The organism is Nitrobacter sp. (assembly GCF_047149785.1).
In the GTDB taxonomy this organism is placed as follows: Bacteria; Pseudomonadota; Alphaproteobacteria; order Rhizobiales; family Xanthobacteraceae; genus Nitrobacter.
Window position 1 is genome coordinate 3,029,825 of record NZ_BAAGBE010000001.1, and the last position, 26,068, is coordinate 3,055,892.

At 63.8% G+C, this 26,068-nt stretch carries 25 protein-coding genes and 1 tRNA gene; 6 read left to right on the top strand and 20 right to left on the bottom strand.

Annotated features, from left to right (window positions below; all coding sequences use genetic code 11):
- Positions 1-22: 22 nt before the first annotated feature.
- The 12 genes from trpA to ACMDCM_RS14170 all read right to left on the bottom strand — a co-directional run bounded on the left by trpA (position 23) and on the right by ACMDCM_RS14170 (position 10,012).
- Complete coding sequence (gene trpA, locus ACMDCM_RS14115; protein WP_412774140.1) at positions 23-853, bottom strand: tryptophan synthase subunit alpha; 831 nt, start codon at positions 851-853, stop codon at positions 23-25.
- Positions 850-2,094 carry a tryptophan synthase subunit beta gene (trpB, locus tag ACMDCM_RS14120; protein ID WP_412774141.1) on the bottom strand — a complete coding sequence of 415 codons (1,245 nt, stop codon included), beginning with the start codon at positions 2,092-2,094 and terminating at the stop codon, positions 850-852. The genes trpA and trpB overlap by 4 nt, the downstream gene beginning before the upstream one ends.
- Before the next feature lie 150 nt (positions 2,095-2,244).
- A complete protein-coding gene (locus tag ACMDCM_RS14125; RefSeq protein WP_412774142.1) occupies positions 2,245-2,916 on the bottom strand; it encodes a phosphoribosylanthranilate isomerase in 672 nt (223 codons plus the stop codon).
- 175 nt (positions 2,917-3,091) lie between these two features.
- Complete coding sequence (locus ACMDCM_RS14130) at positions 3,092-3,439, bottom strand: LapA family protein (RefSeq protein WP_412774143.1); 348 nt, start codon at positions 3,437-3,439, stop codon at positions 3,092-3,094.
- Positions 3,440-3,522: 83 nt separating this feature from the next.
- The gene (locus ACMDCM_RS14135) at positions 3,523-3,828 is read right to left on the bottom strand and encodes an integration host factor subunit beta (RefSeq protein WP_009796612.1); all 306 of its coding nucleotides are present in this window, start codon (positions 3,826-3,828) and stop codon (positions 3,523-3,525) included.
- Between the two features lie 167 nt (positions 3,829-3,995).
- Positions 3,996-4,973 carry a signal peptide peptidase SppA gene (gene sppA / locus ACMDCM_RS14140; protein ID WP_412774144.1) on the bottom strand — a complete coding sequence of 326 codons (978 nt, stop codon included), beginning with the start codon at positions 4,971-4,973 and terminating at the stop codon, positions 3,996-3,998.
- A 305-nt stretch (positions 4,974-5,278) separates the two neighbouring features.
- Positions 5,279-6,031 (bottom strand): sulfate transporter family protein, encoded by a 753-nt coding sequence (locus ACMDCM_RS14145; protein WP_412774145.1) that lies wholly within the window; start codon positions 6,029-6,031, stop codon positions 5,279-5,281.
- A 284-nt stretch (positions 6,032-6,315) separates the two neighbouring features.
- Complete coding sequence (ilvD, locus tag ACMDCM_RS14150; RefSeq protein ID WP_412774146.1) at positions 6,316-8,160, bottom strand: dihydroxy-acid dehydratase; 1,845 nt, start codon at positions 8,158-8,160, stop codon at positions 6,316-6,318.
- Positions 8,161-8,295: 135 nt separating this feature from the next.
- Positions 8,296-8,562, bottom strand: coding sequence for a BQ00720 family protein (locus ACMDCM_RS14155; protein WP_412774147.1), 267 nt, complete (start codon positions 8,560-8,562; stop codon positions 8,296-8,298).
- A 96-nt stretch (positions 8,563-8,658) separates the two neighbouring features.
- Positions 8,659-9,084 (bottom strand): Hsp20 family protein, encoded by a 426-nt coding sequence (locus ACMDCM_RS14160; protein ID WP_412774148.1) that lies wholly within the window; start codon positions 9,082-9,084, stop codon positions 8,659-8,661.
- Positions 9,085-9,335: 251 nt separating this feature from the next.
- Positions 9,336-9,411, bottom strand: a tRNA-Ala gene (locus ACMDCM_RS14165).
- Positions 9,412-9,592: 181 nt separating this feature from the next.
- Positions 9,593-10,012 carry a TIGR02300 family protein gene (locus ACMDCM_RS14170; protein WP_412774149.1) on the bottom strand — a complete coding sequence of 140 codons (420 nt, stop codon included), beginning with the start codon at positions 10,010-10,012 and terminating at the stop codon, positions 9,593-9,595.
- Between the two features lie 147 nt (positions 10,013-10,159).
- Between ACMDCM_RS14170 and aroA the strand changes: the two genes are divergently transcribed.
- The 3 genes from aroA to rpsA all read left to right on the top strand — a co-directional run bounded on the left by aroA (position 10,160) and on the right by rpsA (position 14,214).
- Complete coding sequence (aroA, locus tag ACMDCM_RS14175) at positions 10,160-11,506, top strand: 3-phosphoshikimate 1-carboxyvinyltransferase (protein WP_412774150.1); 1,347 nt, start codon at positions 10,160-10,162, stop codon at positions 11,504-11,506.
- Positions 11,503-12,132, top strand: coding sequence for a (d)CMP kinase (gene cmk / locus ACMDCM_RS14180; protein WP_412774151.1), 630 nt, complete (start codon positions 11,503-11,505; stop codon positions 12,130-12,132). The genes aroA and cmk overlap by 4 nt, the downstream gene beginning before the upstream one ends.
- A gap of 381 nt (positions 12,133-12,513) precedes the next feature.
- On the top strand, positions 12,514-14,214 hold the full coding sequence (gene rpsA / locus ACMDCM_RS14185; protein ID WP_412774152.1) for a 30S ribosomal protein S1: 1,701 nt from the start codon (positions 12,514-12,516) through the stop codon (positions 14,212-14,214).
- A 189-nt stretch (positions 14,215-14,403) separates the two neighbouring features.
- Here the strand turns inward: rpsA and nth are convergent, their stop codons facing one another.
- A complete protein-coding gene (gene nth / locus ACMDCM_RS14190; RefSeq protein WP_412774153.1) occupies positions 14,404-15,288 on the bottom strand; it encodes an endonuclease III in 885 nt (294 codons plus the stop codon).
- 22 nt (positions 15,289-15,310) lie between these two features.
- Here nth and ACMDCM_RS14195 point away from each other — a divergent pair, with 22 nt between their 5' ends.
- Both ACMDCM_RS14195 and ACMDCM_RS14200 read left to right on the top strand, forming a co-directional pair.
- Positions 15,311-15,835: a DUF2244 domain-containing protein gene (locus tag ACMDCM_RS14195; RefSeq protein ID WP_412774154.1), complete on the top strand. Its 525-nt coding sequence runs from the start codon at positions 15,311-15,313 to the stop codon at positions 15,833-15,835.
- 184 nt (positions 15,836-16,019) lie between these two features.
- Complete coding sequence (locus ACMDCM_RS14200; RefSeq protein WP_412774155.1) at positions 16,020-16,928, top strand: methylated-DNA--[protein]-cysteine S-methyltransferase; 909 nt, start codon at positions 16,020-16,022, stop codon at positions 16,926-16,928.
- A 19-nt stretch (positions 16,929-16,947) separates the two neighbouring features.
- On the opposite strand, the gene ACMDCM_RS14205 is transcribed toward ACMDCM_RS14200, so the two are convergent.
- From ACMDCM_RS14205 to dnaK, 5 genes are all read right to left on the bottom strand, one after another.
- Positions 16,948-17,571 carry a 2,3-bisphosphoglycerate-dependent phosphoglycerate mutase gene (locus ACMDCM_RS14205; protein WP_412774156.1) on the bottom strand — a complete coding sequence of 208 codons (624 nt, stop codon included), beginning with the start codon at positions 17,569-17,571 and terminating at the stop codon, positions 16,948-16,950.
- Positions 17,572-17,612: 41 nt separating this feature from the next.
- On the bottom strand, positions 17,613-18,428 hold the full coding sequence (gene dapB / locus ACMDCM_RS14210; RefSeq protein ID WP_412774157.1) for a 4-hydroxy-tetrahydrodipicolinate reductase: 816 nt from the start codon (positions 18,426-18,428) through the stop codon (positions 17,613-17,615).
- A gap of 257 nt (positions 18,429-18,685) precedes the next feature.
- Positions 18,686-19,288: a class I SAM-dependent methyltransferase gene (locus ACMDCM_RS14215; protein WP_412774158.1), complete on the bottom strand. Its 603-nt coding sequence runs from the start codon at positions 19,286-19,288 to the stop codon at positions 18,686-18,688.
- 93 nt (positions 19,289-19,381) lie between these two features.
- Entirely contained in the window at positions 19,382-20,518 is a 1,137-nt protein-coding gene (gene dnaJ / locus ACMDCM_RS14220) for a molecular chaperone DnaJ (RefSeq protein ID WP_412774159.1), read from the bottom strand.
- Positions 20,519-20,673: 155 nt separating this feature from the next.
- Positions 20,674-22,572 (bottom strand): molecular chaperone DnaK, encoded by a 1,899-nt coding sequence (gene dnaK / locus ACMDCM_RS14225; RefSeq protein ID WP_412774160.1) that lies wholly within the window; start codon positions 22,570-22,572, stop codon positions 20,674-20,676.
- 340 nt (positions 22,573-22,912) lie between these two features.
- Between dnaK and ACMDCM_RS14230 the strand changes: the two genes are divergently transcribed.
- Entirely contained in the window at positions 22,913-23,848 is a 936-nt protein-coding gene (locus ACMDCM_RS14230; protein ID WP_412774161.1) for a hypothetical protein, read from the top strand.
- A 282-nt stretch (positions 23,849-24,130) separates the two neighbouring features.
- On the opposite strand, the gene grpE is transcribed toward ACMDCM_RS14230, so the two are convergent.
- Both grpE and hrcA read right to left on the bottom strand, forming a co-directional pair.
- Positions 24,131-24,724 (bottom strand): nucleotide exchange factor GrpE, encoded by a 594-nt coding sequence (gene grpE, locus ACMDCM_RS14235; RefSeq protein WP_412774162.1) that lies wholly within the window; start codon positions 24,722-24,724, stop codon positions 24,131-24,133.
- A 96-nt stretch (positions 24,725-24,820) separates the two neighbouring features.
- Positions 24,821-25,909 (bottom strand): heat-inducible transcriptional repressor HrcA, encoded by a 1,089-nt coding sequence (gene hrcA / locus ACMDCM_RS14240; RefSeq protein ID WP_412774163.1) that lies wholly within the window; start codon positions 25,907-25,909, stop codon positions 24,821-24,823.
- Positions 25,910-26,068 lie beyond the last annotated feature (159 nt).

A 26,068-nucleotide genomic window follows, 5' to 3' on the forward strand; every position in this document is an offset into this window, starting at 1 on the left:
AAACCGCTGCACACACTTTTCCTCATCCCGCTCTGGCCGACCGCACGCCCTCGGCCAGCGACGCCGCGAGATCGGCGACCGCGCGCACCGTCCCGGCCGTCGCCTTGCCCTCGGTATCGAGGCTGCCGGAGAGCACGTCGACCAGCGCCGAGCCGACCACCGCGCCGTCGGCGCCCTCGGCAATGCCGCGCGCTGCCTCCGGGGTGCGGATGCCGAAGCCGACGCAGACCGGCAGGGCGGTATGGCGCTTGATACGCCCGACCGCTGCGCCGACGGCCGCCGCGTCCGCCGCCGCGCTGCCGGTGATCCCGGTGATCGAGACGTAATACACGAAACCGGAGGTGTTCGCGAGCACCGCGGGCAGCCGCCTGTCGTCGGTGGTCGGCGTCGCGAGGCGAATGAAATTCAGCCCGGCCTTCATCGCCGGGATGCACAGTTCGGAGTCTTCCTCCGGCGGCAGATCGACGACGATGAGTCCATCGACGCCGGCCGCCTTCGCGTCGACAAGAAACCTCTCGACGCCGTAGATGTAGATCGGATTGTAGTAGCCCATCAGCACGACCGGCGTCGCGTCCTCGCCTTTCCGGAAGTCGCGGATCATCTGCAGCGTTTTGGTCACGGTCATGCCCGCATTGAGCGCGCGCCGCCCGGCGGCCTGGACCGCGGGGCCGTCCGCCATCGGATCGGTGAACGGCATTCCGATTTCAATGATGTCGGCGCCGGCCTCAGGCAGCGCCTTGATGATCGCGAGCGAGGTCGCAGGATCGGGATCGCCGGCCATCAGGAAGGTGACGAAGGCCGCGCGGCCCTGCTTCCGCAATTCGGCAAAGCGCGTGTCGATACGGGTGGTCACTTCTTCCTGCCCTTCAAGATCTCGCCGACCTGCGGCACGTCCTTGTCGCCGCGGCCCGAGAGGTTGACCACCATCAGGTGATCCTTCGGCCGCTGTGGCGCGAGTTCGATGACACGCGCGATGGCGTGCGCCGATTCCAGCGCCGGGATGATGCCCTCCAGCCGCGACAGCAGTTGAAACGCGGCGAGCGCCTCCTCGTCGGTCGCGGACAGATAGGTGATGCGGCCGGTCTCATGCAGCCATGAATGCTCCGGACCGATGCCGGGATAATCGAGGCCCGCGGAGATCGAATGCGCGTCCTGGATCTGACCGTCGTCGTTCATCAGCAGATAGGTCCGGTTGCCGTGCAGCACGCCGGGCCGCCCGCCGGTGAGCGAGGCGGCGTGGAGCTTGTCGAGGCCGTGGCCAGCCGCCTCCACACCGAAAATCTCCACCGAGGAATCGTCGAGGAAAGGATGAAACAGCCCCATCGCGTTGGAGCCGCCGCCGATGCAGGCGATCAGCGAATCCGGCAGGCGACCTTCCGCCTCCTGCATCTGCGCGCGGGTCTCATCGCCAATGACCGACTGGAAGTCGCGCACCATCATCGGATAGGGATGCGGCCCCGCCACCGTGCCGATGCAATAGAAGGTGTTGTGCACGTTGGTGACCCAGTCGCGCAGCGCCTCGTTCATCGCGTCCTTCAGCGTGCGGGTGCCGGACTGCACCGGCACCACTTTCGCCCCCAGCATCTCCATGCGGGTGACATTGGGCTCCTGCCGCGCCACGTCGACCGCGCCCATATAGACCACGCAGTCGAGACCGAAGCGCGCGCACAGCGTCGCGGTCGCAACGCCATGCTGGCCGGCGCCGGTTTCGGCGATGATGCGCTTCTTGCCCATGCGGCGCGCGACCAGGATCTGGCCGAGCACGTTGTTGACCTTGTGCGAGCCGGTGTGGTTCAGCTCCTCGCGCTTCAGGTAGATTTTCGCGCCGCCAGCGCGGCCGGAGGCCGCGGAAATCTCCCGAAGATGCTCGGTCAGGCGCTCGGCAAAGTATAGCGGCGACGGACGGCCGATATAGTCCTTGCGGTAGCCGGCCATCTCGCGCTGGAACACCGGATCGCTCTTGGCCTCGGCATAGGCCTTCTCCAGATCGAGGATCAGCGGCATCAGCGTTTCCGCCACGAAGCGGCCGCCGAAAATGCCGAAGTGTCCGCGCTCGTCGGGACCGGATCGGAAGGAATTGGGGAGAGAGTTCATTGTCACCCTTCGTCATGGCCGGATTTATTCCGGCCATCCACGTCTTGCTTGCTGTGAATCCCGACAGACGGGGATGCCCGCGAAACGGACAAGCTTACGCAGTCTGCAACCGCTTTGCGCAGGCATGACGGCTGCCGTGGTTCTCCGAGACTATCCCACATGCGAGGTCGCTTCGCGCGAATTGGTTGCTCGCGCGGCCCGAATGAAATCCCGGATCATTTCCGGATCCTTGACCCCCGGCGCGCTTTCCACACTGGAGGAAACATCGACGCCGCCGGCGCGCGTGATCCGCACCGCGTCCGCGATGGTGCTTGCCGTGAGGCCGCCCGACAGCATGAAGGGTATCGGCAGATCGAGGTTCTCCAGAAGCCGCCAGTCGAAGGGAACGCCCAGGCCCCCCGGCCGCGTGGCGTCCTTCGGCGCGCGGGCGTCGAACAGGATGCGGTCGGCGACCGCGGCATAGTCAGGCAGCGCCGCGAGATCGGCGGCGGTCCCGACCCCGATCGCCTTCATGACCGGCAGCCCGAACCTCCGTTTGATCTTACGGGTACGCTCCACGGTTTCCCTGCCGTGCAACTGCAGCAGATCCGGCCGCAAGGCTTCGACGATGCCGTTCAGCGTCGCGTCGTCGGCATCGACGGTCAGCGCGACCTTGACGGCACGCCCGCCCGCTTGCGCGCCCAGTTCGCGCGCGCGCGACAGATCGAGATGCCGCGGCGAGGCCGGAAAGAACACGAATCCCGCCATATCCGCGCCCGCCTGCAATGCCGCATCGAGCGTCGCAGGGGTGGACAGGCCGCATATCTTGACGAGCAGGGACATGATCTCGCAGGGACAAGGTCTCGAACGATCGGCGCAAGCCGGACGACCGGCAAAAACCCGTCCGGTTCCGGGCATCAAGCACCGCGGGCGGGTTCTACAACGTCGCGCGCGGCTTGTCTCGCACGCACCGGTGCGCCGGACGGTTGTCCTGATCTGCGGCGGAAATACCGGGCCGCTATCCGACCCGCCGCGTCAGTTCGGGCAACCGCTGCGCGTCACGGGACTCCCAGCGCGACCGCAGATCGGCCAGTTCCACGCGCGCCGCCCGCGCATCCGTCTCATACCGGCGTACCATGTGACGCCAGTGGCGCTGACCGAACCAGGTTGCGACGCTGCCGGCCACCACGCCGAAGATCGCGACCGCGATGATGAGGATGAACAGCGGCAGGGTAACCGTGGCCATCCGGTCGTTCGCATCGAAGGGGTCGAACGTCACCGTCACCGGATGACGGTTTGCGAATGCAAACACGATGAAAAGGACGCCAAGCGGGATCAGGATCAGGCCGGTCAGAAATTTACGCATGATCTCTCCCGCGACGGTAGCGTCAAGCACTCATGCTGACGGCTTCTCTTGCCGATTCATGGGGCCGCTCCCCTGAACGTTTCCTAGGCGCTCGCTTCACTTGTCGCATTCTCGCGATTGAGTCGCTCGCGCATTTCCTTGCCGGTCTTGAAAAACGGCACACTCTTCTGATCGACCGGGACGTGCTCTCCGGTGCGCGGATTGCGGCCCGCGCGCGCGGGACGATGCTTGACCGAGAACGCACCAAAACCACGCAGCTCGACGCGATCGCCCCGTGCAAGCGCGGCGACAATCTCGTCGAGAATCGCATTCACGATGTTCTCCACATCCCGCTGATAGAGATGCGGGTTGTGCTCGGCGATACGTTGGACGAGTTCGGATTTGATCATCGAGACTGGGACCCATAGATGGGAGGACCCATTTCCGTGAAAACGGTCAGGACTGTCAAGTCGCTAAATGCGATACGCACGGTTAGAGAAGCAGCCGCGAGATTCTGCACCGCGGCATTCGCGTTTTTTCGCAGCGCGAAAATGCCTGCGCCCGCCCGATTCGAGCCTCAATTCGAGGGGGCAGGCTGCCATAACGCCAGCATTCCGTCCAGGCCAAGACGATCCGCCGCGCGAACGACGCCCGTCTGCTCGACCTGACGCGCGATGCCGCTCAATCCCAGCGCATCAAGGGTGACGGAGGCGGCAGTGCGCAGAAACGTCAGGTCGCCGAAACGCGGCGACAATTTGAAATCCCGCACCGGCAGACCCGGCTTGACATTCTTTGCGGAAACCAGCCAGGCGACTGCAGTTTTTTCATCGCCGAGCTGATCGATCAACTTGAGATCGATCCCCTGCCGCCCGGTGAAAACGCGGCCATCGGCCACTTTATCGAGTTGCGCATCATCCATGCCGCGCCGCTGCTTCACAAGGCCGCGGAACCAGGCGTAGGAATCCTTGACCAGCGCATCCAGCGCAGCGCGCGCTTCCGGACTGGTCGGCTCGTAACCGTTCGGCGCGGCCTTCAGCGGCGACGATTTCACCTCCTCGACTTTCACCCCGACCGTTTTCAGAAGGTCGGTGAAGTTCGGATATTGAAACAGCACGCCGATCGAGCCGACCAGCGCCGTCTGCTGCGCGACGATGTGATCGGACGCGAGCGCGGCGATATAACCGCCCGACGCGCAGAGCCCGTCCACCACCACGACCATCGGCTTCCTGGCCTTCAGGCGCATCAGGGCGTCGTAGAGCTGTTCCGAGCCGGAGGTGGTGCCGCCCGGCGAATTGATGTGCACGATGACCGCGGGCGCGTTCGACTTGCCCAACCGTTCCAGCGCCTCGACCCGCTTCTGATCGTTGCGGATCAGGCCTTCGATGTTGACGCGCTGGATCGCGGCCGCGCCGATCAGCCTGCTTCCCCACGGCGTGGCATAGGCCGCGGTGGCGACAATCGCCGCGATCGCGATCGCCGCCGACGCCACGCGCCAGAATGTGAGCTTGCGGCGCAACCTGCGGCGATCGACGATCACATCGGACTCAATCGACATCGAAAATTCTCCTCAAGGACGGCGATCGGGATTTGCGCCGCGATCTGCGCATGGCGCTGACTTGGGGCCAAGCGGGCCTCGGTCTGACCAGGCTACACCAATTGCGGCGCAATATGAAGAAAGCAAGGCCCGGTCAAGCCGTCGCCGCAAGGCGGAAGAACCGGCGCGGCGGGCGCGCTTCGATCGAATCCCGGAAGCGTGACGAGGAAAAGCGTGCCGCGGTTTTCCGCCCGCGCCCCGGTTCTCAAAATATTGAACCCGATCATGGCCATGATTTGGATCGATGCGATCAAAGTCATCGTGATCTAGACCATCGGCTGCCGCCCGCGCCGGTCCGGCGCGATCAGCTCCGACCGCGGTCCCGACAGCCGCTTGTGCAGGTGGACCATGAAAGCCATGCCGAACAGCGGCGTCGCCAGATTGACGATCGGAATCGCCACGAAGGCGGCGATGACGAGACCGGCCACGAACACCGTGGCGGCGTTGTCGCGGCGCATCGCCTTGGCCTCGGCCGGCGAGCGGAACCGCATCGCCGCGAGTTCGAAATATTCCCGGCCGAGCAGCCACGCGGTGGCGATGAAGAAGGCGATGACGCCAGCGCCGGCCACGAACACGAACGGCAACGCGATCAGGTAGACGAGCAGCGTCAGCAGCGCGGTCTTGATGCCCTCGATCATCGCGATGCCGAACGGCAGCGCCGCGCCTGGAGGGTCGGCCGGATAATGCTCGCGCTCGACGATCTCGCCGACGTCGTCGACGAACACGCCCGCGACCAGCGACGTGATCGCCGGCATCAGGAATACCGCGCCGAACACGATGCCGAGGCCCGCGGCGATCGAAATGATCCAGGCCAGGATGTCGAGCGGGGTGTGGAAGGCCGGCCCCAGCGCGGTCTCGGCCCAATGCTCGCCGGATCCGGCGAGCCAACTCAAGAGCCGCTGCAGTCCGACCGAGACGACGACGATCAGCACCAGCGCAAGCCCGATGGCGCGCCACAGGATGGCGCGCATCGGCGGCGACAGAATCTGTGTGAGGGCCTTGACGGCGGCGCCCATCATGACGGTCGATTCCCGGTAAACCCCTGCGCTCAGATAAACGCCGTGACCCGCCCCGGCAAGGGCGCGGACCGGCGCTGATGCCGCGGCCGAGACACGGAGGCGGATCGTGCCGGAGTTTTCTGCCCGGGACGGCGCGGCGATTCAGAAGCGGAACACTTCTATAGCGTTTTCAAGCGAAGCACGTTCTCCGGCTTGACCGAGGACGGATACCGGTTCGCGTGAAGAAAACGCGTCAAAAACAAAAAGCTGGAGCCGGCTTCGATTCCATCAAAGCCGGAATGGCTCTAATCCTTCACCACCCGCACGGCGCCGAGCGCGGCGCTGGTGGTGTGGGCGGCATAGGCCTTGAGCGCCATCGTGATCTGGCGCTTGCGCGGAGCGGTCGGCTTCCAGGCCGCATCGCCTTTCGCCTCCATCGCGGCGCGGCGGCGCTGCAATTCGGCGTCGTCCACCGCGAGATGCACCTTGCGATTCGGAATGTCGAACTCGATCGTGTCACCATCCTCGACCAGGCCGATCGCGCCGCCCTCCGCCGCTTCCGGCGAGGCGTGGCCGACCGACAGGCCGGCGGTGCCGCCGGAGAAGCGGCCGTCGGTGATCAGCGCGCACTGCTTGCCGAGACCTTTCGATTTCAGATAGCTGGTCGGATACAGCATCTCCTGCATGCCGGGACCGCCGCGCGGGCCTTCGTAACGGATGACGACGACGTCGCCTGCCTTGATCCTGTTGGTGAGAATGGCGTCCACCGCGGCGTCCTGGCTTTCGAAGATGCGCGCGGGGCCGGAAAACTTCAAAATACTGTCGTCGACGCCGGCGGTCTTCACGATGCAGCCGTCACGCGCGATGTTGCCGTAGAGCACAGCGAGGCCGCCGTCCTTCGAGAAGGCATGCTCGGCGTCGCGGATGCAGCCCTTGGCGCGATCGGCGTCGAGCTCCTCGAAGCGCCTGTCCTGGCTGAACGCGACCTCGGTGCGCACGCCGCCCGGCGCGGCCAGATAGAAATTGCGCACGCTGTCGCTTTTCGTCTGCTTGATGTCCCAGCGTTCCAGCGCATCCTTCAGCGAGGCGCTGTGAACCGTGGGCAGGCTGGCGTCGATCAACCCGGCTCGGTCGAGCTCGCCGAGAATGCCCATGATGCCGCCGGCGCGATGCACGTCTTCCAGATGCACGTCCGGCACCGATGGCGCGACCTTGCACAACACCGGCACGCGGCGCGACAGCCGGTCGATATCCTTCATCGTGAACGGCACCTCGCCTTCGTAAGCGGCGGCGAGCAGATGCAGCACGGTGTTGGTGGAACCGCCCATCGAGATGTCGAGCGTCATCGCGTTCTCGAACGCCCTGAAGCACGCGATCGAACGGGGCAGCGCGCGCTCGTCATCCTGCTCGTAATAGCGCCGCGCCAGATCGACGATCAGGTGGCCGGCTTCGATGAACAGGCCCTTGCGGTCGGCGTGGGTGGCGAGCACCGAGCCATTGCCGGGCAGCGCGAGGCCGAGCGCCTCGGTCAGGCAGTTCATCGAATTGGCGGTGAACATGCCCGAGCATGAGCCGCAGGTCGGACACGCCGAGCGTTCGAGCACCTCGACCTCGGCATCGCTCACCGCGTCGTCGGCGGCGGCGACCATGGCGTCGATCAGGTCGATCGATTTCACCTTGCCGTTGAGGTTGACCTTGCCGGATTCCATCGGCCCGCCGGAGACGAACACGGCCGGGATGTTGAGCCGCAGCGCCGCCATCAGCATGCCGGGCGTGATCTTGTCGCAATTGGAGATGCAGACCATGGCGTCGGCGCAATGCGCGTTGACCATGTATTCGACGCTGTCGGCGATGATCTCGCGCGAGGGCAGGCTGTAGAGCATGCCGTCGTGCCCCATGGCGATGCCGTCATCGACCGCGATGGTGTTGAACTCCTTGGCGACGCCGCCGGCCTTCTCGATCTCGCGCGCCACGAGCTGGCCGAGATCCTTGAGGTGGACGTGGCCCGGCACGAACTGGGTGAAGGAATTGACCACGGCGATGATCGGCTTGCCGAAGTCCTCGTTCTTCATGCCGGTGGCGCGCCACAGGCCGCGGGCGCCGGCCATGTTGCGGCCGTGGGTGGAGGTGCGGGAGCGATAGGCGGGCATGGTTTTTTCCCGGACGTCAACAGTTTGGCGGGACCATACAGCCGCGCCGCCGGAGGCCGCAAACAGAAAAGCGGCCGCGCTCGCCGCGCCGCCGCCTTCCGCTAACTCGTTGCTCCGCGCCGGCTCGGCGCGGGATCAGTGCACGCTGACGGCCTGCAGCTCGTTGCTCCAGGCGCTCGCGACCGCGGCCTCGCGCGAATCGGTCAGCATGATCGGCGTGCCGTCGGCGGCGTGCAGCGCGAACAGCATGAGGCCGGGCGCGATTTTCGGGGCCTGCGGAAACAGATCCGGCACGTCCTCGGAACGAACCTGCTTCACATAGGCGATATGGCCTTCGCCGAGCTGCGCCAGCGTCTCGATCGAGACGCTTTCGGGTCGGAATGTGGAACTCACTTCACTCATGGTCTCGACTCCTTCTTTGGATTAAGCGGTCGAGTCCGCTACTCGTTGCACTCGGATGCATGATTTTCGCCGGTCCTTGCTTGTCCGGGCCATGCATTATTCGTGTTCATTGATCGCGATTGTCTTAACGACCCGTTCAGGTTCCGGCCTGGCCAGATCGATGGACAATAGCCCGTTTTTCAGGTCCGCGCCCAGCACCAGCATCCCCTCCGCCAGCACGAAGGTGCGCTGGAAGTGGCGCGCGGCAATGCCGCGGTGGATGTATTGCCTGGCTTTATCCTCCTGCTGCCGGCCCCGGATCACAAGCTGATTTTCCTCAATGGTCACATCGAGTTGGTCGCGGGTGAACCCCGCCACCGCCAGCGTGATCCGCAGGCGCTCCGGCTCGCCGTTGCTGCGGTCGCACCGCTCGATGTTGTAGGGAGGATAGCCGTCGGCGCCTTTGACGACGCGGTCGAGCGCACGCTCGATCTCGTCGAATCCCAGGAGGAACGGGCTGGACAACGAAGGAACACGAGACATTCACAAAGTCCTCTCGAAGCGACTTTGGTTACGCCCGACCCGCGCCTTGGCGGATCATGCGCCGGGGCCCTTGCGGCACCCCCTTCGGGCCGTCTGGCGCTTGCCAGCCGGTCGAATCGAATATGGCGATGATCGACGCACCGTTCAAGATGTCGTGCGCGCCGTCCAACGCATTGGAATCGGGTCAGGAATCAAGTCGCTCGCGGCGGCGCCGGACGCAGTCCGGTGTCCCTGAGCCGACCGGAACCGCATGGTGGAGCCAGGCGGGATCGAACCGCCGACCTCTTGCATGCCATGCAAGCGCTCTCCCAGCTGAGCTATGGCCCCAAGATCACGATGATCCCCGATCGATTCGATCCAGAATCATGAACGTGATCGATTCCAATATTCCAGAGCGGATGCGGGCGGAAAACCGCTGCACGTTTTTCCTCGTCCTGCTCCAGACCGGTCCGCACCAAATCAGGGCGGGAGCGGCTTAGAGACCCTGAACCACAGTTCAGGGCCGATCTCAAGTCTCCTCGTCGTCGCCGACGTCGCCGATGATGTCGGTCACGTCCTCGTCGCCCTCTTCCTCATCGGCGATGAAGGTGGAGTCGTCGTCCTCGTCATCGTCGAGGGTGTCGTCGATCTCGATATCATCCTCCGATTCCGGGACGACCGCCTTCTTGACCTTGCCGGTGTTCTCCTCGGCGTCGGCCTCCTCCAGCGAAACCAGCTCTTCGGCCTCCGCCGGCTCCGGCGTCGTATCGGACGCGGACGCCGCGGCAGCGGCGGCGCGCGCAGCCTCGCCGCGGGTCCGCATCGGCGCCACAACGATCGGGACGACCTCGCCGGTGTAGGGCGAGATCACCGGGTTCTTGTTCAGATCATAGAACTTCTTGCCGGTGGTCGGGCAGATGCGCTTGGTTCCGAGCTCGGATTTGGCCACGTGTGGAATCCCGGGATATTCTGAAAAGCGGAGCTTCACTTGGCTAGTTGCGACGGCCCTGTCAATAGCGCTTTGCAGGCCAAGCCGCAGGCGTGACGCGCCGCCGCCCCTGTGATACCAGCCGCCCACCAACAGGAACCCGCGATCTTGACTCATTACGGCCAGCCGGCGCCGCTCGAAGCGCGAAAGTGCCAGTCCCTGACCGGCCGCGTCCGGGTGGGCGGCGACAAGTCGATCTCCCACCGGTCGCTGATCCTGGGCGCGCTGGCGGTCGGGGAAACCCGGATCTCGGGCCTTCTCGAAGGCGAGGACGTGCTCAACACCGCCAAGGCGATGCGGGCGGTGGGGGCCAGGGTCGAGCGCATGGACGAAAAAGGCGGAATCGTCTGGTCAGTGCGCGGCGTCGGCACCGGCGGGTTCGCGACGCCGGCAGCCCCGCTCGATTTCGGCAATTCCGGCACCGGATGCCGCCTGGTGATGGGCGCGGTGGCCGGTTGTCCGATTACCGCGACCTTCGATGGCGACAGTTCGCTGCGCTCGCGGCCGATGCGCCGCATCCTCGATCCGCTGGAATTGATGGGCGCGCGAGTGGTCTCGCAAAGCGACGGCGGCCGCCTTCCCCTGACGCTGGCCGGCGCGCGCGATCCGCTGCCGATCGTGTACCGCACGCCGGTCGCCTCGGCGCAGATCAAGTCGGCGGTGCTGCTCGCGGGATTGTCCGCGCCGGGCGTCACCACCGTCATCGAAAACGAGGCCAGCCGCGACCACACCGAACTGATGCTGAAGCATTTTGGCGCAACCATCGTTTCCGTGCCGGATGGCGCACACGGGCGCAAAATCTCGCTGACCGGGCAGCCCGAACTGCACGGCTCTGACGTCACGGTGCCGGCCGATCCGTCGTCGGCGGCGTTTCCGATCGTCGCCGCGCTGATCACCCCAGGCTCCGACATCATTCTGACCGATGTGATGACCAACCCGCTGCGAACGGGGCTGTTCACGACGCTGCGCGAGATGGGCGCCTCGATCGAGGAAAGCGAGACGCGCAGCGACGCCGGCGAGCCGATGGCGCAATTGCGGGTGCGCGCATCAAAACTGCGCGGCGTCGAGGTGCCGGCGGAGCGCGCGCCGTCGATGATCGACGAGTATCTCGTGCTCGCGGTCGCCGCCGCCTTTGCCGAGGGCACCACCGTGATGCGCGGCCTGCACGAGCTGCGCGTGAAGGAATCCGATCGGCTGCAAGCGACCGCCGCCATGCTGCGCGTCAATGGCGTCAAGGTCGAGATTTCGGGCGACGACCTGATCGTCGAGGGCTGCGGCCATGTGCCCGGCGGCGGGCTCGTCGCCACCCACATGGATCACCGCATCGCGATGTCGGCGCTGGTGATGGGCTGCGCATCGGACGCGCCGGTCAAGGTCGACGACACCGCCTTCATCGCCACGAGCTTTCCGGATTTCATTCCGATGATGCGGCGGCTGGGGGCGGATTTCGCATGATCATCGCCATCGACGGACCCGCGGCTTCGGGAAAAGGCACGCTCGGCAAGCGCCTTGCCGCGCATTATCACTTTCGTCACCTCGACACAGGCGTGATCTATCGCGCGGTCGCGAAGGCCCTGATCGACGCCGGCGCGGATCCGTCAGACGAAGCGCGCGCGGTGGCGGCCGCGCACGAAATCGACCCGGAAAAATTCGGCCATCCGGCCCTGAAAACCCGGGCGATCGGCGAGGCGGCGTCGGTGGTGTCGGCATTTCCAGGGGTGCGAGAGGCGCTCCTGACCTTTCAGCGCCAGTTCGCCGCCGAGCCGCCCGGCGCGGTGCTCGACGGCCGCGACATCGGCACCGTGATCTGCCCCGACGCCGACGTGAAGATTTTCGTCGTGGCCGATCCGGTCGTGCGGGCGCGCCGGCGCACGCTCGAGGCACGCTCGCGCGGCGAGGACGCCGACGAGGCGGTGGTCCTGGCCGACATCCTCAAGCGCGACGAACGGGATCGCAACCGGCCCGTCGCGCCGCTGAAAGCGGCCGCGGACGCCCATGTGCTCGACAATTCCAACCTCGACATCGAAGCCGGCCTGAAGGCCGCGATCGCCATCGTCGAGGCGGTCAGGGCGGGACGCTGAAGCTGGCGTAAGCGGGCCCAGCGTTTTCAGCGAGCTGCTGGCTACTTGAAGCACATTCCGCGCTTGCCGGATAATGTCTCAAGGGCTATATCCACGGCGTCCGGGCCGCCACCGATTATGTCGGGGCCGTCCGAGCGGGCCGGCCGGAGTTTCAAACTCTCGCCGTCATTGGAGGAACGCCCCGCTCAAGGTCTTGACCATCGATCGTTTTGCGATCGTCGAAGGTCCCGGAGACATTCATCGTTTCGAACGCGAAGGCTGCTGCCGGCCCGTCGTTGCATGTTCCCGCACGACGGTCGTCAGGATTGCGGGCCCCTGACCCTTCCCGCGCGAAACGCCCGTCAACCTGAACCGCCGGCAAGTATCCCGCTTGGAGAGCAAATGGCTTCGACTGATACCCATAACCCGTCCCGTGACGATTTCGCGGCAATGCTCGACGAGTCCTTCGCTGGCGGCAATCTGCAGGAAAGCTCCGTCATCAAGGGCAAGGTGGTCGCGATCGAGAAGGACATGGCCGTGATCGACGTCGGCCTCAAGACCGAAGGCCGCGTGGCGCTGCGCGAATTCTCCGGACCCGGCCGCGAAAGCACCCTGAAGGTCGGCGACGAAGTCGAAGTGTTCCTCGACCGCATCGAGAACGCGCTCGGCGAGGCCGTGCTGTCGCGCGACAAGGCTCGCCGCGAGGAAAGCTGGGGCAAGCTCGAAAAGGCGTTCCAGAACAACGAGAAAGTTCACGGCGTCATCTTCAATCAGGTCAAGGGCGGCTTCACGGTCGATCTCGACGGCGCGGTCGCCTTCCTGCCGCGCTCGCAGGTGGACATCCGCCCGATCCGCGACGTCGGCCCGCTGATGAACAACACCCAGCCGTTCCAGATCCTCAAGATGGATCGCCGCCGCGGCAACATCGTCGTCTCGCGCCGCACGGTGCTCGAGGAAACCCGCGCCGAGCAGCGCCAGGAACTGGTGCAGAACCTCGAAGAGGGTCAGGTGATCGATGGCGTGGTCAAGAACATCACCGACTACGGCGCGTTCGTCGATCTCGGCGGCATCGACGGCCTGCTGCACGTCACCGATATCGCCTGGCGCCGCGTCAACCATCCGACCGAGGTGCTGACCATCGGCCAGACGGTGAAGGTCAAGATCATCAAGATCAACCACGAGACCCACCGCATCTCGCTCGGCATGAAGCAACTGCTGGACGATCCGTGGCAAGGCATCGAGGCGAAGTATCCGCTGGGCGCGCGCTTCACCGGCCGCGTCACCAACATCACCGACTACGGCGCCTTCGTCGAACTGGAGCCGGGCATCGAAGGACTGATCCACGTTTCCGAGATGTCGTGGACCAAGAAGAACATGCACCCCGGCAAGATCGTCTCGACCTCGCAGGAAGTCGAGGTGCAGGTGCTCGAGGTCGACAGCGTCAAGCGCCGGATTTCGCTCGGCCTCAAGCAGACCATGCGCAATCCCTGGGAAGCGTTCGTCGAGAAACATCCGGTCGGCTCCACCGTGGAGGGCGAGGTCAAGAACAAGACCGAGTTCGGCCTGTTCCTCGGCCTGGAGGGCGATGTCGACGGCATGGTCCATCTCTCGGACCTCGACTGGAAGGTGCCGGGCGAGCAGGTCATCGACAACTTCAAGCGCGGCGACATGGTCAAGGCCGTCGTGCTCGATGTCGACGTCGAGAAGGAGCGCATCTCGCTCGGCGTCAAGCAGCTCGAAGGCGACCCGTTCGCCGAACCGGGCGACGTCAAGAAGGGCGCGGTCGTGACCTGCGAGGTGCTCGAGGTCAAGGATGGCGGCATCGAGGTGCAGATCGCCGGCACCGAATTCCAGACCTTCATCAAGCGCTCGGAACTGGCGCGCGACCGCAACGACCAGCGCAGCGAGCGTTTTGCCGTCGGCGAGAAGGTCGATGCCCGCGTCATCCAGTTCGACAAGAAGGCGCGCAAGGTGCAGGTCTCGATCAAGGCGCTGGAAGTCGCCGAGGAGAAGGAAGCCATCGCGCAATATGGTTCATCCGACTCGGGCGCGACGCTCGGCGATATCCTCGGCACGGCGCTCAAACAGCGCTCCGACAAATAATTAAGGGGCAACCTCCTGTTGCAGCGAACAAAGGCTCCGGTTTCGACCGGGGCCTTTTTATTTGGATCGCACTTCCCACCTTGGAACAGATCGACCCGCGCTAGCGTTGTGGAGACGTGCGCAGGTTCTCGCCGCGAGCGAGCCTGTGGAGGCAGGTCCGGTCGGCGGACGGGCCGCTTGCGGTGCAGGTCAGATGATCGACTTTTCCGGCCAGCAGCAAAGGTCGTTGATCAGGCACTCCTCGCAGCGAGGCGACCGCGCCAGACATGTGTAGCGCCCATGCAGGATGAGCCAGTGATGCGCATGCAGCATGAATTCGACCGGAATGACGCGCTCGAGGCCGACTTCGACCTCAAGCGGCGTCCTGCCCGGCGCCATACCGGTCCTGTTGGCGACACGGAAGACATGGGTGTCCACGGCCATGGTATGCTCTCCGAACACCATGTTGAGCACGACGTTTGCGGTCTTGCGCCCGGCGCCGGGCAGGGATTCGATTCCGGCGCGGCTGCGCGGGACTTCGCCGCCGAAGTCCGCAAGCAGTTTTTCCGACAGCGCGATGATGTTTCTCGCCTTGCTGCGATAGAGCCCGATGGTCTTGATGTAATCGCGGACCTTCTCCTCTCCGAGCGCCAGCATTTTGGCGGGCGTGTCCGCGACCGCGAACAGCGCGCGAGTCGCCTTGTTGACGCCGGCGTCTGTCGCCTGCGCCGACAACACCACCGCGACCAGCAGCGTGTAGGGGTTGAGGTGCTCGAGTTCGCCCTTCGGTTCGGGATTGGCCTTGCTGAACCGCACGAAGGCTTCGCGGACTTCAGCCCGCGTCCAGGGCCGGAGGGGCGACGTCGCCGATCCGCGCGCCGGCTTGGCGGCGGGCCGGACGGCGCCGGAGCCAGCTCCAGCCTTGGATGCCGGCTTTCGCGCTTTCTTTACTTTTGCCACCGCCGACTGCCCCAATTTCGCCGCAACGGATTCTTGCTGCCCAGGGTCCGCCGAAGGGTTTTTCGCAGGCTGTCTGGCCGATCCCGCACGGGCGGACCTCAGCCTTGCAAAGGTGCGACGGGTGTTTTTCGACATGATCGTGGTATACTGATTTCCAATGACACGCGACAATAATTCGGCTGGTTCGGAGGTCGCCGAGCAGACGCTGTTTTCAGCGCTGCTGACGCCGCATCGTTCCTTGACAAAAGCCGGCTTCATCGTGCTGATGACGATCATAACCGTGGGCAGCTTTGTCGCGGGAATGGTATTCCTGATGATGGGCGCCTGGCCGGTCTTCCTGTTTTTCGGGCTCGACGTGTTCATCGTCTACTGGGCCTTCCGGGTCAATTTCCTGCGTGCAAGAGCGACCGAGGAAATTTCCATCACCCATTTTGAATTGCGGGTGCGCCGCACCAGCCACCGCGGCCATATCGTCGAATGGGTTCTGAATCCGCTGTGGGTACACCTGGATCAGAAAATCCACGAAGAATATGGCATCGAGCGACTTTATCTGGTTTCGCGGGGCCGCCGGATTTCGATCGCAAGCTTTCTCGGTCCGGATGAAAAGTCGAGTTTCGTCAAGGCTTTTTCAACAGCGCTGCAAATCGCTAAACGCGGCCCGATCTACAATCCGATCACCTAGGGCCTTTCCGCTTCTGATGGAATTCAGAAGCGGGCTCGCTCCGAGATTTTGAATTGACGCGTTTTCTCGACGCGGACCGGCGTCCTCCACGGATTACCTGGGCCGGAAAATGCTCTCAGACCGACCGTCAAGACCGTGGCGGGAATCGGGTGGCTGCAACCAGGCGGTCGTCCTATTCTGGGCCATGATGACGCTTGTAAAAAATCCCACCCTGAGCGATTCGCGCCTCAAGAGACCGGGCGTACGAAGCGCAGCGCTTCGCGACTACGATACGGTGCGGCGTGCGATCGCTTTCATCTCGGAAAATTGGCGCAGGCAACCGACCATCGCGGCAATGGCTGACGCCGCCGGCGTGACGCCGGATGAACTGCATCATTTGTTCCGCGGCTGGGCGGGCCTGACGCCGAAAGACTTCATGCAGGCGCTGACGCTCGACCACGCCAAGGGACTGTTGCGCAAATCCGCCAGTGTACTGGACGCGGCTCTCGACTCCGGCCTCTCCGGCCCGGGCCGCCTGCACGACCTGTTCGTCACGCATGAGGCAATGTCGCCCGGCGAATGGAAGACCGGCGCCGCCGGCATGAGCCTGACCTTCGGCTTTCATCCCTCGCCGTTCGGAACCGCGATCGTGATCGCGAGCGACCGCGGCCTCGTCGGACTTGCTTTCGCCGACGCAGGCGAGGAGCAAAGCGCGTTGGCCGATATGAAACGGCGCTGGCCCAACGCGACCTATGGCGAGAATCATGCTCGAACGGCCGGACTCGCGCGGCGGGTGTTCGATACGAAACTCTGGCAAGCGGATCAACCGTTGCGCGTGGTTTTGATCGGCACGGATTTCGAGGTTCGGGTCTGGCAGACCCTGCTCAGGATTCCCATGGGCAAGGCAACGACCTATTCAAGCATCGCCGCAGACTTGGACCGCCCGAAGGCCTCGCGCGCGGTCGGCGCTGCGGTCGGCAAGAACCCGCTATCGTTCGTGGTGCCTTGCCATCGCGTGCTCGGCAAGAGCGGCGCACTGACCGGCTATCACTGGGGCATCACCCGCAAGCAGGCGATGCTGGGCTGGGAAGCCGGGCAGGTCGGCCTCGAGTAAGAGGCTTTCCGCAAGCTTTTCAGGCCGCCAGATCGAGCTTCGAGGCCACGGTCGCATCGGCATTCAGCCGGTAGATCAGAGGCGCACCGGTTGGAAGTTCGCGCTTGAGAATCTGTTCCGGCGACAGCTTCTCAAGCACCATGACGAGCGCGCGCAGCGAATTGCCATGCGCCACCACGAGCGTGCACTCGCCGCGCAATACGCACGGCAGGATCTCCTGCACGAAGTAGGGCAGCGTGCGCGCGAGCGTATCCTTCAGACTCTCGCCGCCGGGCGGCGGCACATCATAAGAGCGGCGCCAGATCAGCACCTGTTCTTCGCCCCATTTTTTGCGGGCCTCATCCTTGTTGAGGCCCGCAAGATCACCGTAATCCCTTTCGTTCAGCGCCTGATCTTTCCTGACCGGAATTCCGGTCTGGCCCAATTCGCTTAGCACCAGGTCGAGCGAGTGCTGGGCGCGGATCAACAGCGAAGTGAAGGCAATATCGAATGCAAAACCCTGCGCCTTCAGCTTGCGCCCCGCGTCTCTCGCCTCGGTCACGCCGAGTTCGGTGAGATCAGGATCCTTCCAGCCTGTGAACAGGTTCTTCAGATTCCATTCGCTCTCTCCGTGCCGCACGAGCACCAGAAGACGTTCGCTCATTCTGCCTGTTCCCGCTTTTTCAGTCCTGAAAGCCGCAAGCACTAAACGCCGCCCAGCCCGAGCACGTCGGCCATCGAATACAAGCCTGGTGCCTTGCCGTGCGCCCACTTCGCGGCCTTCAACGCACCATGCGCGAAGATCATCCTGTCTTCGGCATGATGAGACAACGTTATACGCTCATACGGACCCGCGAAGATGACGCTGTGATCTCCGGACACGGTGCCGCCGCGAAGCGAGGCAAAACCGATGTCGCCCGCTTTGCGGGCGCCGGTGATCCCGTCGCGCCCACGCGCCGCGTGCTGATCCAACACGATCTTGCGACCATCCGCCGCCGCCTGCCCCAACATCAGCGCCGTGCCGGAAGGCGCGTCGATCTTGGCTCTATGATGCATTTCAAGAATTTCGATATCGAAGCTCTCATCCAGTGATTGCGCCATCCGCTTCACCAGCGCGGCGAGCAGATTGACACCCAGACTCATATTGCCCGACTGCACGACCGCCGTGCGCGAGGTCACGCTCCGGATGACCACCATATCCGAAGCCGAAAGGCCGGTGGTGCCGATGACGTGAACCAGACCGCGCTCGGCGGCGATGGCAACATTCGCGATGGTCGCGGCCGGAACCGTGAAATCCAGAATGCCGTCGGCCTTCGCCGACAGCGACCAGAGATCCGCGGATACCTCGATTCCGTTGGCGGGCAGACCGGCCAGAATACCGGCATCCTTCCCCACCAGATCGGAGCCCGGCGACTCCAGCGCGCCCGCCAGCACCGCGCCGCCGGTTTCCGACATCGCGCGCACCAAAGCGCGCCCCATCCGGCCGCCCGCTCCCGCAACGATCAAACGCATGTCGGCCACGACCGAATCCTCAAGATATTCCGCGGGTATAGCGGGGGCTGCGTGTCCCGGCAACCGATCAGGCTCCGCATCAGCCTCTATGCTGGTGGCATCGAGCCGGATGCTTCAGCCGTTCGATGCGATCGTCGCCGCCGCCTGCGAACGGGCAGCAAACCCGCGCGTGAAAGCCCGGCCATGCGGTCCATATGCGCCCTGAACGTATGGAGACCCGGTCGATCGCATTTCTAAAGCAATGGCGGCAGCGAGGCGCCCACCCCTCAACCCCTGCGATACACCCAGACACGCGCGGGAGGAAGGTTCATCCAGATCCGCTCGGATGCTTCCGCCGAGATACCGGGTAGCGATTTAGGGATTGGAGGCACGACCGAATAGGTGAACTGCACGAACGGCGCTCCGGGGGCCAGCGCCACGAAGGCGTCCCGGATCAGCTTCAGCCGGGTCAACATCGGCTTGGTGACGAGCGGCAGACCGGAGACGACCGCCGAGGCGCGGGCGCTCAGTACGTTCCAGAGCGAATCCCGTAAACTATAGGCATCCCCCTGAACGACGGTCGCCTGGGGATAACGGTCGCGAAGCAGCGCACAAAACCCGGGATCATACTCGACCAGCACGAGACGCTTCTGCTCGACGCCATGCTCGATCAACGCATTTGTGATCGCGCCGGTTCCCGGCCCCAGTTCGACGACCGGGTCGGTCGATCCGACATCGACGTATTGGGCCATTGTGCGGGCCAGAAGGCGGCCGGACGGCATGACCGCGCCCATGTGGAGCGGTTTTTCGATCCACGAGCGGAGAAAACGAACCTCGTCGTCAAGACGAAGCGGTTTCTTCAACGCACGCGCGGACAATTGCGAAGGCATTTTGCACCCAGATGGGGTCATCACTGGCGGGATATCAAACTTAAGTTATACACAGGTACAGCCGGCAATCGGAGCGGTCAAGCAAAACGGTCATCACGGGCTGGCCCTGGTGCCAAAGAAGTCCTTGACCTTAGTGAAGAAACCAGCCGCCTCGGGTTGCGTTGCGCCCGACGATAATTTCTCGAATTCGGCCAAAAGATCCTGCTGCTTCTTGGTCAGATTTTGCGGCGTTTCAACCATCACTTGCACATACATGTCGCCGGTCTGGCGCGAGCGCAGCACCGGCATCCCTTTTGATGCGATGCGGAATCGTCGACCGGACTGGGTACCGGACGGCACGCGCACCTTGGTCTTGCTTTTGTCGATGGTCGGTACCTCGAATTCCCCGCCAAGCGCGGCCGTGACCATCGAGATCGGCACCCGGCAATGCAGGTCGGCGCCGTCTCGTTGAAAGAACTCATGCGAGGCGAGGGAGAGGAAAATGTAGAGGTCGCCCGGCGGACCGCCACGGATGCCGGCTTCGCCCTCGCCGGCCAGCCGGATGCGGGTGCCGTCCTCGACGCCAGCGGGAATATTGACGGACAGCGAGCGTTCGCGGCTGACACGGCCCGACCCGTTGCAGGACGGACAGGGATCCTCGATCATCTGGCCGCGTCCCTGACAGCCGGGACAGGTACGCTCCAACGTGAAGAAGCCCTGAGCCTGACGGATCCGGCCAGCGCCGCCGCACATCGCGCAGTTCTTCGGCTTGGTGCCCGCCTTGGCGCCGGTGCCCGAACAGGACTCGCAGGTAACCGAAACCGGAATCTCGATTTGGGCGGTCCTGCCCTGAAAGGCCTCTTCCAGCGAGATTTCCATGTTGTAGCGAAGGTCCGCGCCACGCTCCCGGCCACCGCCGCGGCCGCGCTGTCCGGCCATTCCGAACAGGTCCTCGAAAATATCGGAGAACGATGAAGCGAATCCCGCTCCGAATCCGGGGCCCCCGCCTCCCATGCCGCCATGTTCAAACGCGGCATGACCGAAGCGATCATAGGCCGCGCGCTTCTGACCGTCCTTCAGAACTTCATAAGCCTCGTTGATTTCCTTGAAGCGAATCTCGCTGGCCGCGTCGCCCGGATTTCTGTCCGGATGCCATTTCATGGCCAGTTTACGAAAGGCTGCCTTGAGCTTGGATTCGTCCGCGTTCCGGTCGACCTCAAGGGTTTCGTAGTAACAGCGCTTGGTCGACATCAGTCCGTACCGCCCGAACGTCGCTTCATCCCGCAAGACGCATGAAAGATTCGCCCGCCAGAGGATGCCGCGTCCCGCTTAAAGAAACATGACCCCCGCCCTTGGCCACGCTTTGCGTGCTCCGGGGAAGCGGGGATCATGGTCATTCCCGCCGCTTACGCAGACTTCTTGTTCTTGTCGTCATCGACCTCTGTAAACTCGGCGTCGACGACATCGTCCTTCGCGGCGTCCTTGGCTGCATCGGCTTCGGCCTGCTGCTTGTACATGGCTTCACCGAGCTTCATGGACGCCTGCGCCAGCGTATTCGTCTTGGCCTTGATCGCCTCGGCGTCGTCGCCCTTCAGCGCCTCCTTCAAATCGCTGACGGCATCCTCGATGGCGCGGCGATCGCTTTCCTCGATCTTCGAGCCGTGCTCCGAGAGCGCCTTCTCGGTCGAGTGCACGAGGCCATCTGCCTGGTTCTTGGCGTCCACGGCCTCGCGGCGCTTCTTGTCTTCCGCCGCGTTGAGTTCGGCATCCTTGACCATCTTCTCGATATCGGCGTCGGACAGACCGCCGGAGGCCTGGATGCGGATCTGCTGCTCCTTGCCGGTCGCCTTGTCTTTCGCCGACACGTTGACGATGCCGTTGGCGTCGATATCGAACGTCACCTCGATCTGCGGCATACCGCGCGGAGCCGGCGGAATGCCCATCAGGTCGAACTGGCCGAGGATCTTGTTGTCGGCCGCCATCTCACGCTCGCCCTGGAAGACGCGGATGGTGACGGCGTTCTGGTTGTCCTCGGCGGTCGAGAACACCTGGCTCTTCTTGGTCGGGATCGTGGTGTTGCGATCGATGATGCGGGTGAACACGCCGCCCAGCGTCTCGATGCCCAGCGACAGCGGGGTAACGTCGAGCAGCAGAACGTCCTTGACGTCGCCCTGCAGCACGCCGGCCTGGATCGCCGCGCCGATCGCGACAACCTCGTCCGGGTTGACGCCCTTGTGCGGCTCCTTGCCGAACAACTGCTTGACCACTTCCTGGACCTTCGGCATGCGCGTCATGCCGCCGACCAGCACGACCTCGCCGACTTCGCCCGCCGTCAGTCCGGCATCCTTCAGCGCCTTGCGGCACGGCTCGATGGTCTTCTGAACCAGATCGTCGACCAGCGCCTCGAACTTGGCGCGGGTGAGCTTCATGGTCAGATGTTTCGGACCGGACTGGTCGGCCGTGATGAACGGCAGGTTGATTTCGGTCTGCGTGGTCGACGACAGCTCGATCTTCGCCTTCTCGGCGGCTTCCTTCAGCCGCTGCAAGGCGAGCTTGTCGTTGCGCAGGTTGATGCCCTGCTCCTTCTGGAATTCATCGGCGAGATAGTTGACCAGGCGCATGTCGAAATCTTCGCCGCCAAGGAACGTATCGCCATTGGTCGACTTCACCTCGAACACGCCGTCGCCGATCTCCAGAATCGACACGTCGAACGTGCCGCCGCCAAGATCGTAGACGGCGATGGTGCCGCTCTTGGCCTTGTCGAGGCCGTAGGCCAATGCCGCCGCGGTCGGCTCGTTGATGATGCGCAGCACTTCGAGACCGGCGATCTTGCCGGCGTCCTTGGTCGCCTGCCGCTGGGCGTCGTTGAAATAGGCGGGAACCGTGATGACGGCCTGATCGACCTTCTGGCCCAGATGGGCTTCGGCGGTCTCCTTCATCTTCTGGAGTATGAAAGCCGAAATCTGCGAAGGGGAATAGGTCTTGCCGTCCACCTCGACCCAGGCGTCGCCGTTGCCGGCCTTTGCGATCTTGTAAGGGACAAGCTTCTTGTCCTTTTCGACCGTGGGGTCGTCGTAACGGCGGCCGATCAGACGCTTGACGGCGAAAATCGTCCGCTCGGGATTGGTCACGGCCTGGCGCTTGGCCGGCTGCCCGACGAGCCGCTCGCCGTCATCGCTGAAGGCGACGATGGACGGGGTGGTCCGCATCCCTTCCGCGTTTTCGATGACTTTCGGCGTCTTGCCGTCCATTACGGCCACGCACGAGTTCGTGGTGCCGAGGTCGATCCCGATGACCTTTCCCATGGTCCTATATCCCTCTTGTTGCGGCAGTCCGGCCGGGCCCTGACGGCACCCTCATCCAGACCCCCAGATATCAAATACTCGCGATATTGCGACGGTGTGCCTCATATAGGAGGGGGGGTGAAGGCCGCAAGGACTGGCGCGATGCTTCGTGGCGAAAACATCCATTTTTAAAGAAGCCGGCCCCTGATCCGGACAGTCCGGCAACCGCGAATAGCGGCCGGATGCGTTAACGGACCGCGAAGGCCGCTGAAACGGTCGACGACGACTGGCTGGCGGAAGCGGCGAGAGCGTTGTATCGAGCGATCATCGAACGGCCTCAATAGAAATCCAATAAGCTCGCATGAAATATCTTGCGCAACTGATGGTCACGCTGTGTCTGCTGACCGGCGTCGCTCCCGCCTTCGCCGGCGGCACGATCTATGCGCCGGGCACCCGGATCGGCTTGGTTCCGCTGATAGGCCTTTCCCCCTCCAAGACGTTTCCGGGCTTCGAAACCGACGATCATGCGGTCAAGGTCGTTGTCGCAGAACTTCCGGCCGCCGCCTTCCGGGACGTGGAGACCGTCGCCAAATCCGATTCATCCAGCATCAAGGGCCCAAAGCCTCAAGGCCTCGAGACCGCGAGCGGGCAGGGCTATTTCATCGTCGAGACTGCCAAGAACGGCAATGATAACGTCCGGCGCTATTCGATGGTGGTGTCGGGCGATACCTTTTCCGGATATGTCGCGGCCCAGGTGCCTGAGAACGTCGAAAAGATCTATTCCGACGAGGCCATGAAAAAGATGTTCGCAACGGTAGCGCTTCGCAAGGAAGTGCCGGTCGAGGAGCAGCTTGACCTGTTGCCCTTCAAGTTGACCGAATTGAGTTCTTTCAAGACCATCCGCACGTTGGGACCGGGAGCCATCCTGCTCTCCGACGCCGAAACGGGTCACGACATCGACAGCAAGGCCTTCCTGATCATCAACCCGATCGGATCGGTTCCCGAACAGCAGGATGATCGGGGGAGGTTTGCCCGCGACATCGCAACCACGATCCCCAACCTGCGCGAGGCTCATATCACCATGTCGGAGCCGATCAGGATCAACGGATCGCCCGGTTTTGAAACACGAATCGACGCTACCAACTCACAAACGAAAACGCCGGTGACCGTGGTCCAATGGCTGGTGTTCGGCGGCGGAAACACGGCAATGCGACTGATCGGCAGTACCCCGCGGGACGGGTGGGCCACCGTGTTTCCGCGTTTTCGTGCGGTTCGTGACGGCATCCGGCCGCGCTAGAGTCTGTTTCAACTGCGTTGAATCAGACTCGTCGCTTATCTTTTTGTTTGAGCATGATCTTTTCCGAAAACCGGTTTCCACTTTTCGGGATCATGCTCTAAAGTCTTTCACCGGTTCGCAGAAACGGGTTAAAGACCCAGGTTCTTCGACGCGTTTTCTTCTTCCCCGCGAACCGGATTCCACTTCGCTCGAAAACGCTATCGAATCCGCCGTTCGCCCCGACATGGCGCCGCCGTCAAGCGCAGTTCAGTAAACCGACATTGCAGCCCGCGAAAACTGGCCTCATTCGGAAGCCGTTGCCTTGACGCCACCCTTCGCAACGCCCACCAGCGCCGGGCGCAACACCCGTTCGCCGATCATGTAGCCGGCCTGAATGACCTGCGCGATCGTGCCCGCGGGAATCGACGAATCGGGAACTTCGTACATCGCCTGATGAACGTTCGGATCGAACTTTTCGCCGGCCGGATCGAACCTCCTCACGCCGTGTTTCTCCAGCGCGTTGTGCAGCGAGCGTTCGGTTAGCTCCACGCCCTCGATCAGGGATTTCAGCCCTGGATCGGCCGCGGCGCGCGCCTCGGCCGGCACCGCATCGAGCGCGCGCTGCAGGTTGTCGGCAATGTCCAGCACGTCGCGGGCGAACCCCGATATGGCATAGGCGCGCGCGTCCGACACCTCCCGCGCGGTGCGCTTGCGAAGGTTTTCCATCTCCGCCAAGGTGCGCAGCGTCCGGTCCTTAGCCTCCGCGAGTTCCTTGGTCAGCGCGTCCAGCGCCCCCTCTTCGGGATCGTCGGGCATGATGTACGGCTTTGATACAACCGGCTCGGCCTGCTCGGCAGGATCGCCGGAATTGTCTGTTTTGCCGTCGGAATCGGTCATTACGCAGCCTTCTCGCAAATGGTCTCGAACGGAAAGGGATGGTCGTGCGGGATATCGTGGTTCAGGCGCAAAAATCAAGCGCGGGCGGGGCGGGGCTCAGCCGCCGAGCATCCGGCTGACGATGCGGGCCGCGTAATCGACCATTGGGATCACCCGCGCATAATTCAGCCGGGTCGGTCCGATCACGCCGAGCACGCCGACGATATGGCCGGCGCCGTCGCTGTAGGGCGCGATGATCGTCGAGGACCCCGACAGCGAAAACAGCTTGTTTTCCGAACCGATGAAGATGCGGACGCCCTCGGCGCTTTCGGCGCGGCCGAGCAAATCAATCACGCCGCGTTTGGTTTCGAGGTCGTCGAACAACAGCCGCACCCGTTCGAGGTCTTCCATCGCGTGCAGGTCCTCAAGCAGATTGGCGTGGCCGCGCACGATCAGTTGCCGATCGTCGCTGTCGCCGCCCGACCAGCTCGCAATCCCGGCCGCGATGATCTTCTGGGTGAGAAGATCGAGTTCCGCCTTGCCTTGCGCCAGCGCGGACTCCAATTCAAGGCGCGCCTCGGCGAGCGTCCGGCCGCGGATTCGCGCATTGAGAAAATTCGACGCTTCGGTCAGCGCGGACGCCGGAACGCCGGACGGCAGCGTCAGCACGCGGTTCTCGACCTGCCCGTCCTCGGCGACGAGCACCACCAGCGCCTTCTCCGGCTCCAGCCTGACAAATTCGATGTGCTTCAGCCGCACGTTGGATTTGGCCGTCAGAACCACCGCCGCCGCGCGCGTCAATCCCGACAGCCGCGTCAAGGCTTCGCCGAGCGCGGCCTCCACCGACTGCGCCTTGCCGACCGCGGCGAGCTGGGTCTGGATCGACTGGCGTTCCGCCTCGGTGAGGTCGCCGACCTGCATCAGGGCATCGACAAAGAACCGCAGGCCGAGTTCGGTCGGCAGGCGTCCGGCCGAGGTATGCGGCGCATAGATCAGCCCGAGCTGTTCAAGGTCCGACATCACGTTGCGAACCGATGCCGGCGACAGCGGCACCGCGATCAGGCGGGAAATGTTGCGCGAGCCCACCGGCTCGCCGGTCGCGAGATAGCTCTCGACGATCTGACGGAAAATGTCGCGTGAGCGCTCATTCAACTGGGCAAGCCCGGCATTCGGTGCAATCAGGCCGATCGATTCGTGATGGACCAACGCTATCTCCCGCGCATCGTGACTGCCTCTAATTTGTCCCCCGGAGGCATCGGCTGCAAGCCGCCTTTGCGACGATCGACGCCCAAGCCTTGCGGCTGCGGCTTCCAGCCTTTTTTGATCGAGCGTGATCTTGTCCGAAAACCGGTTTCCACTTTTCGG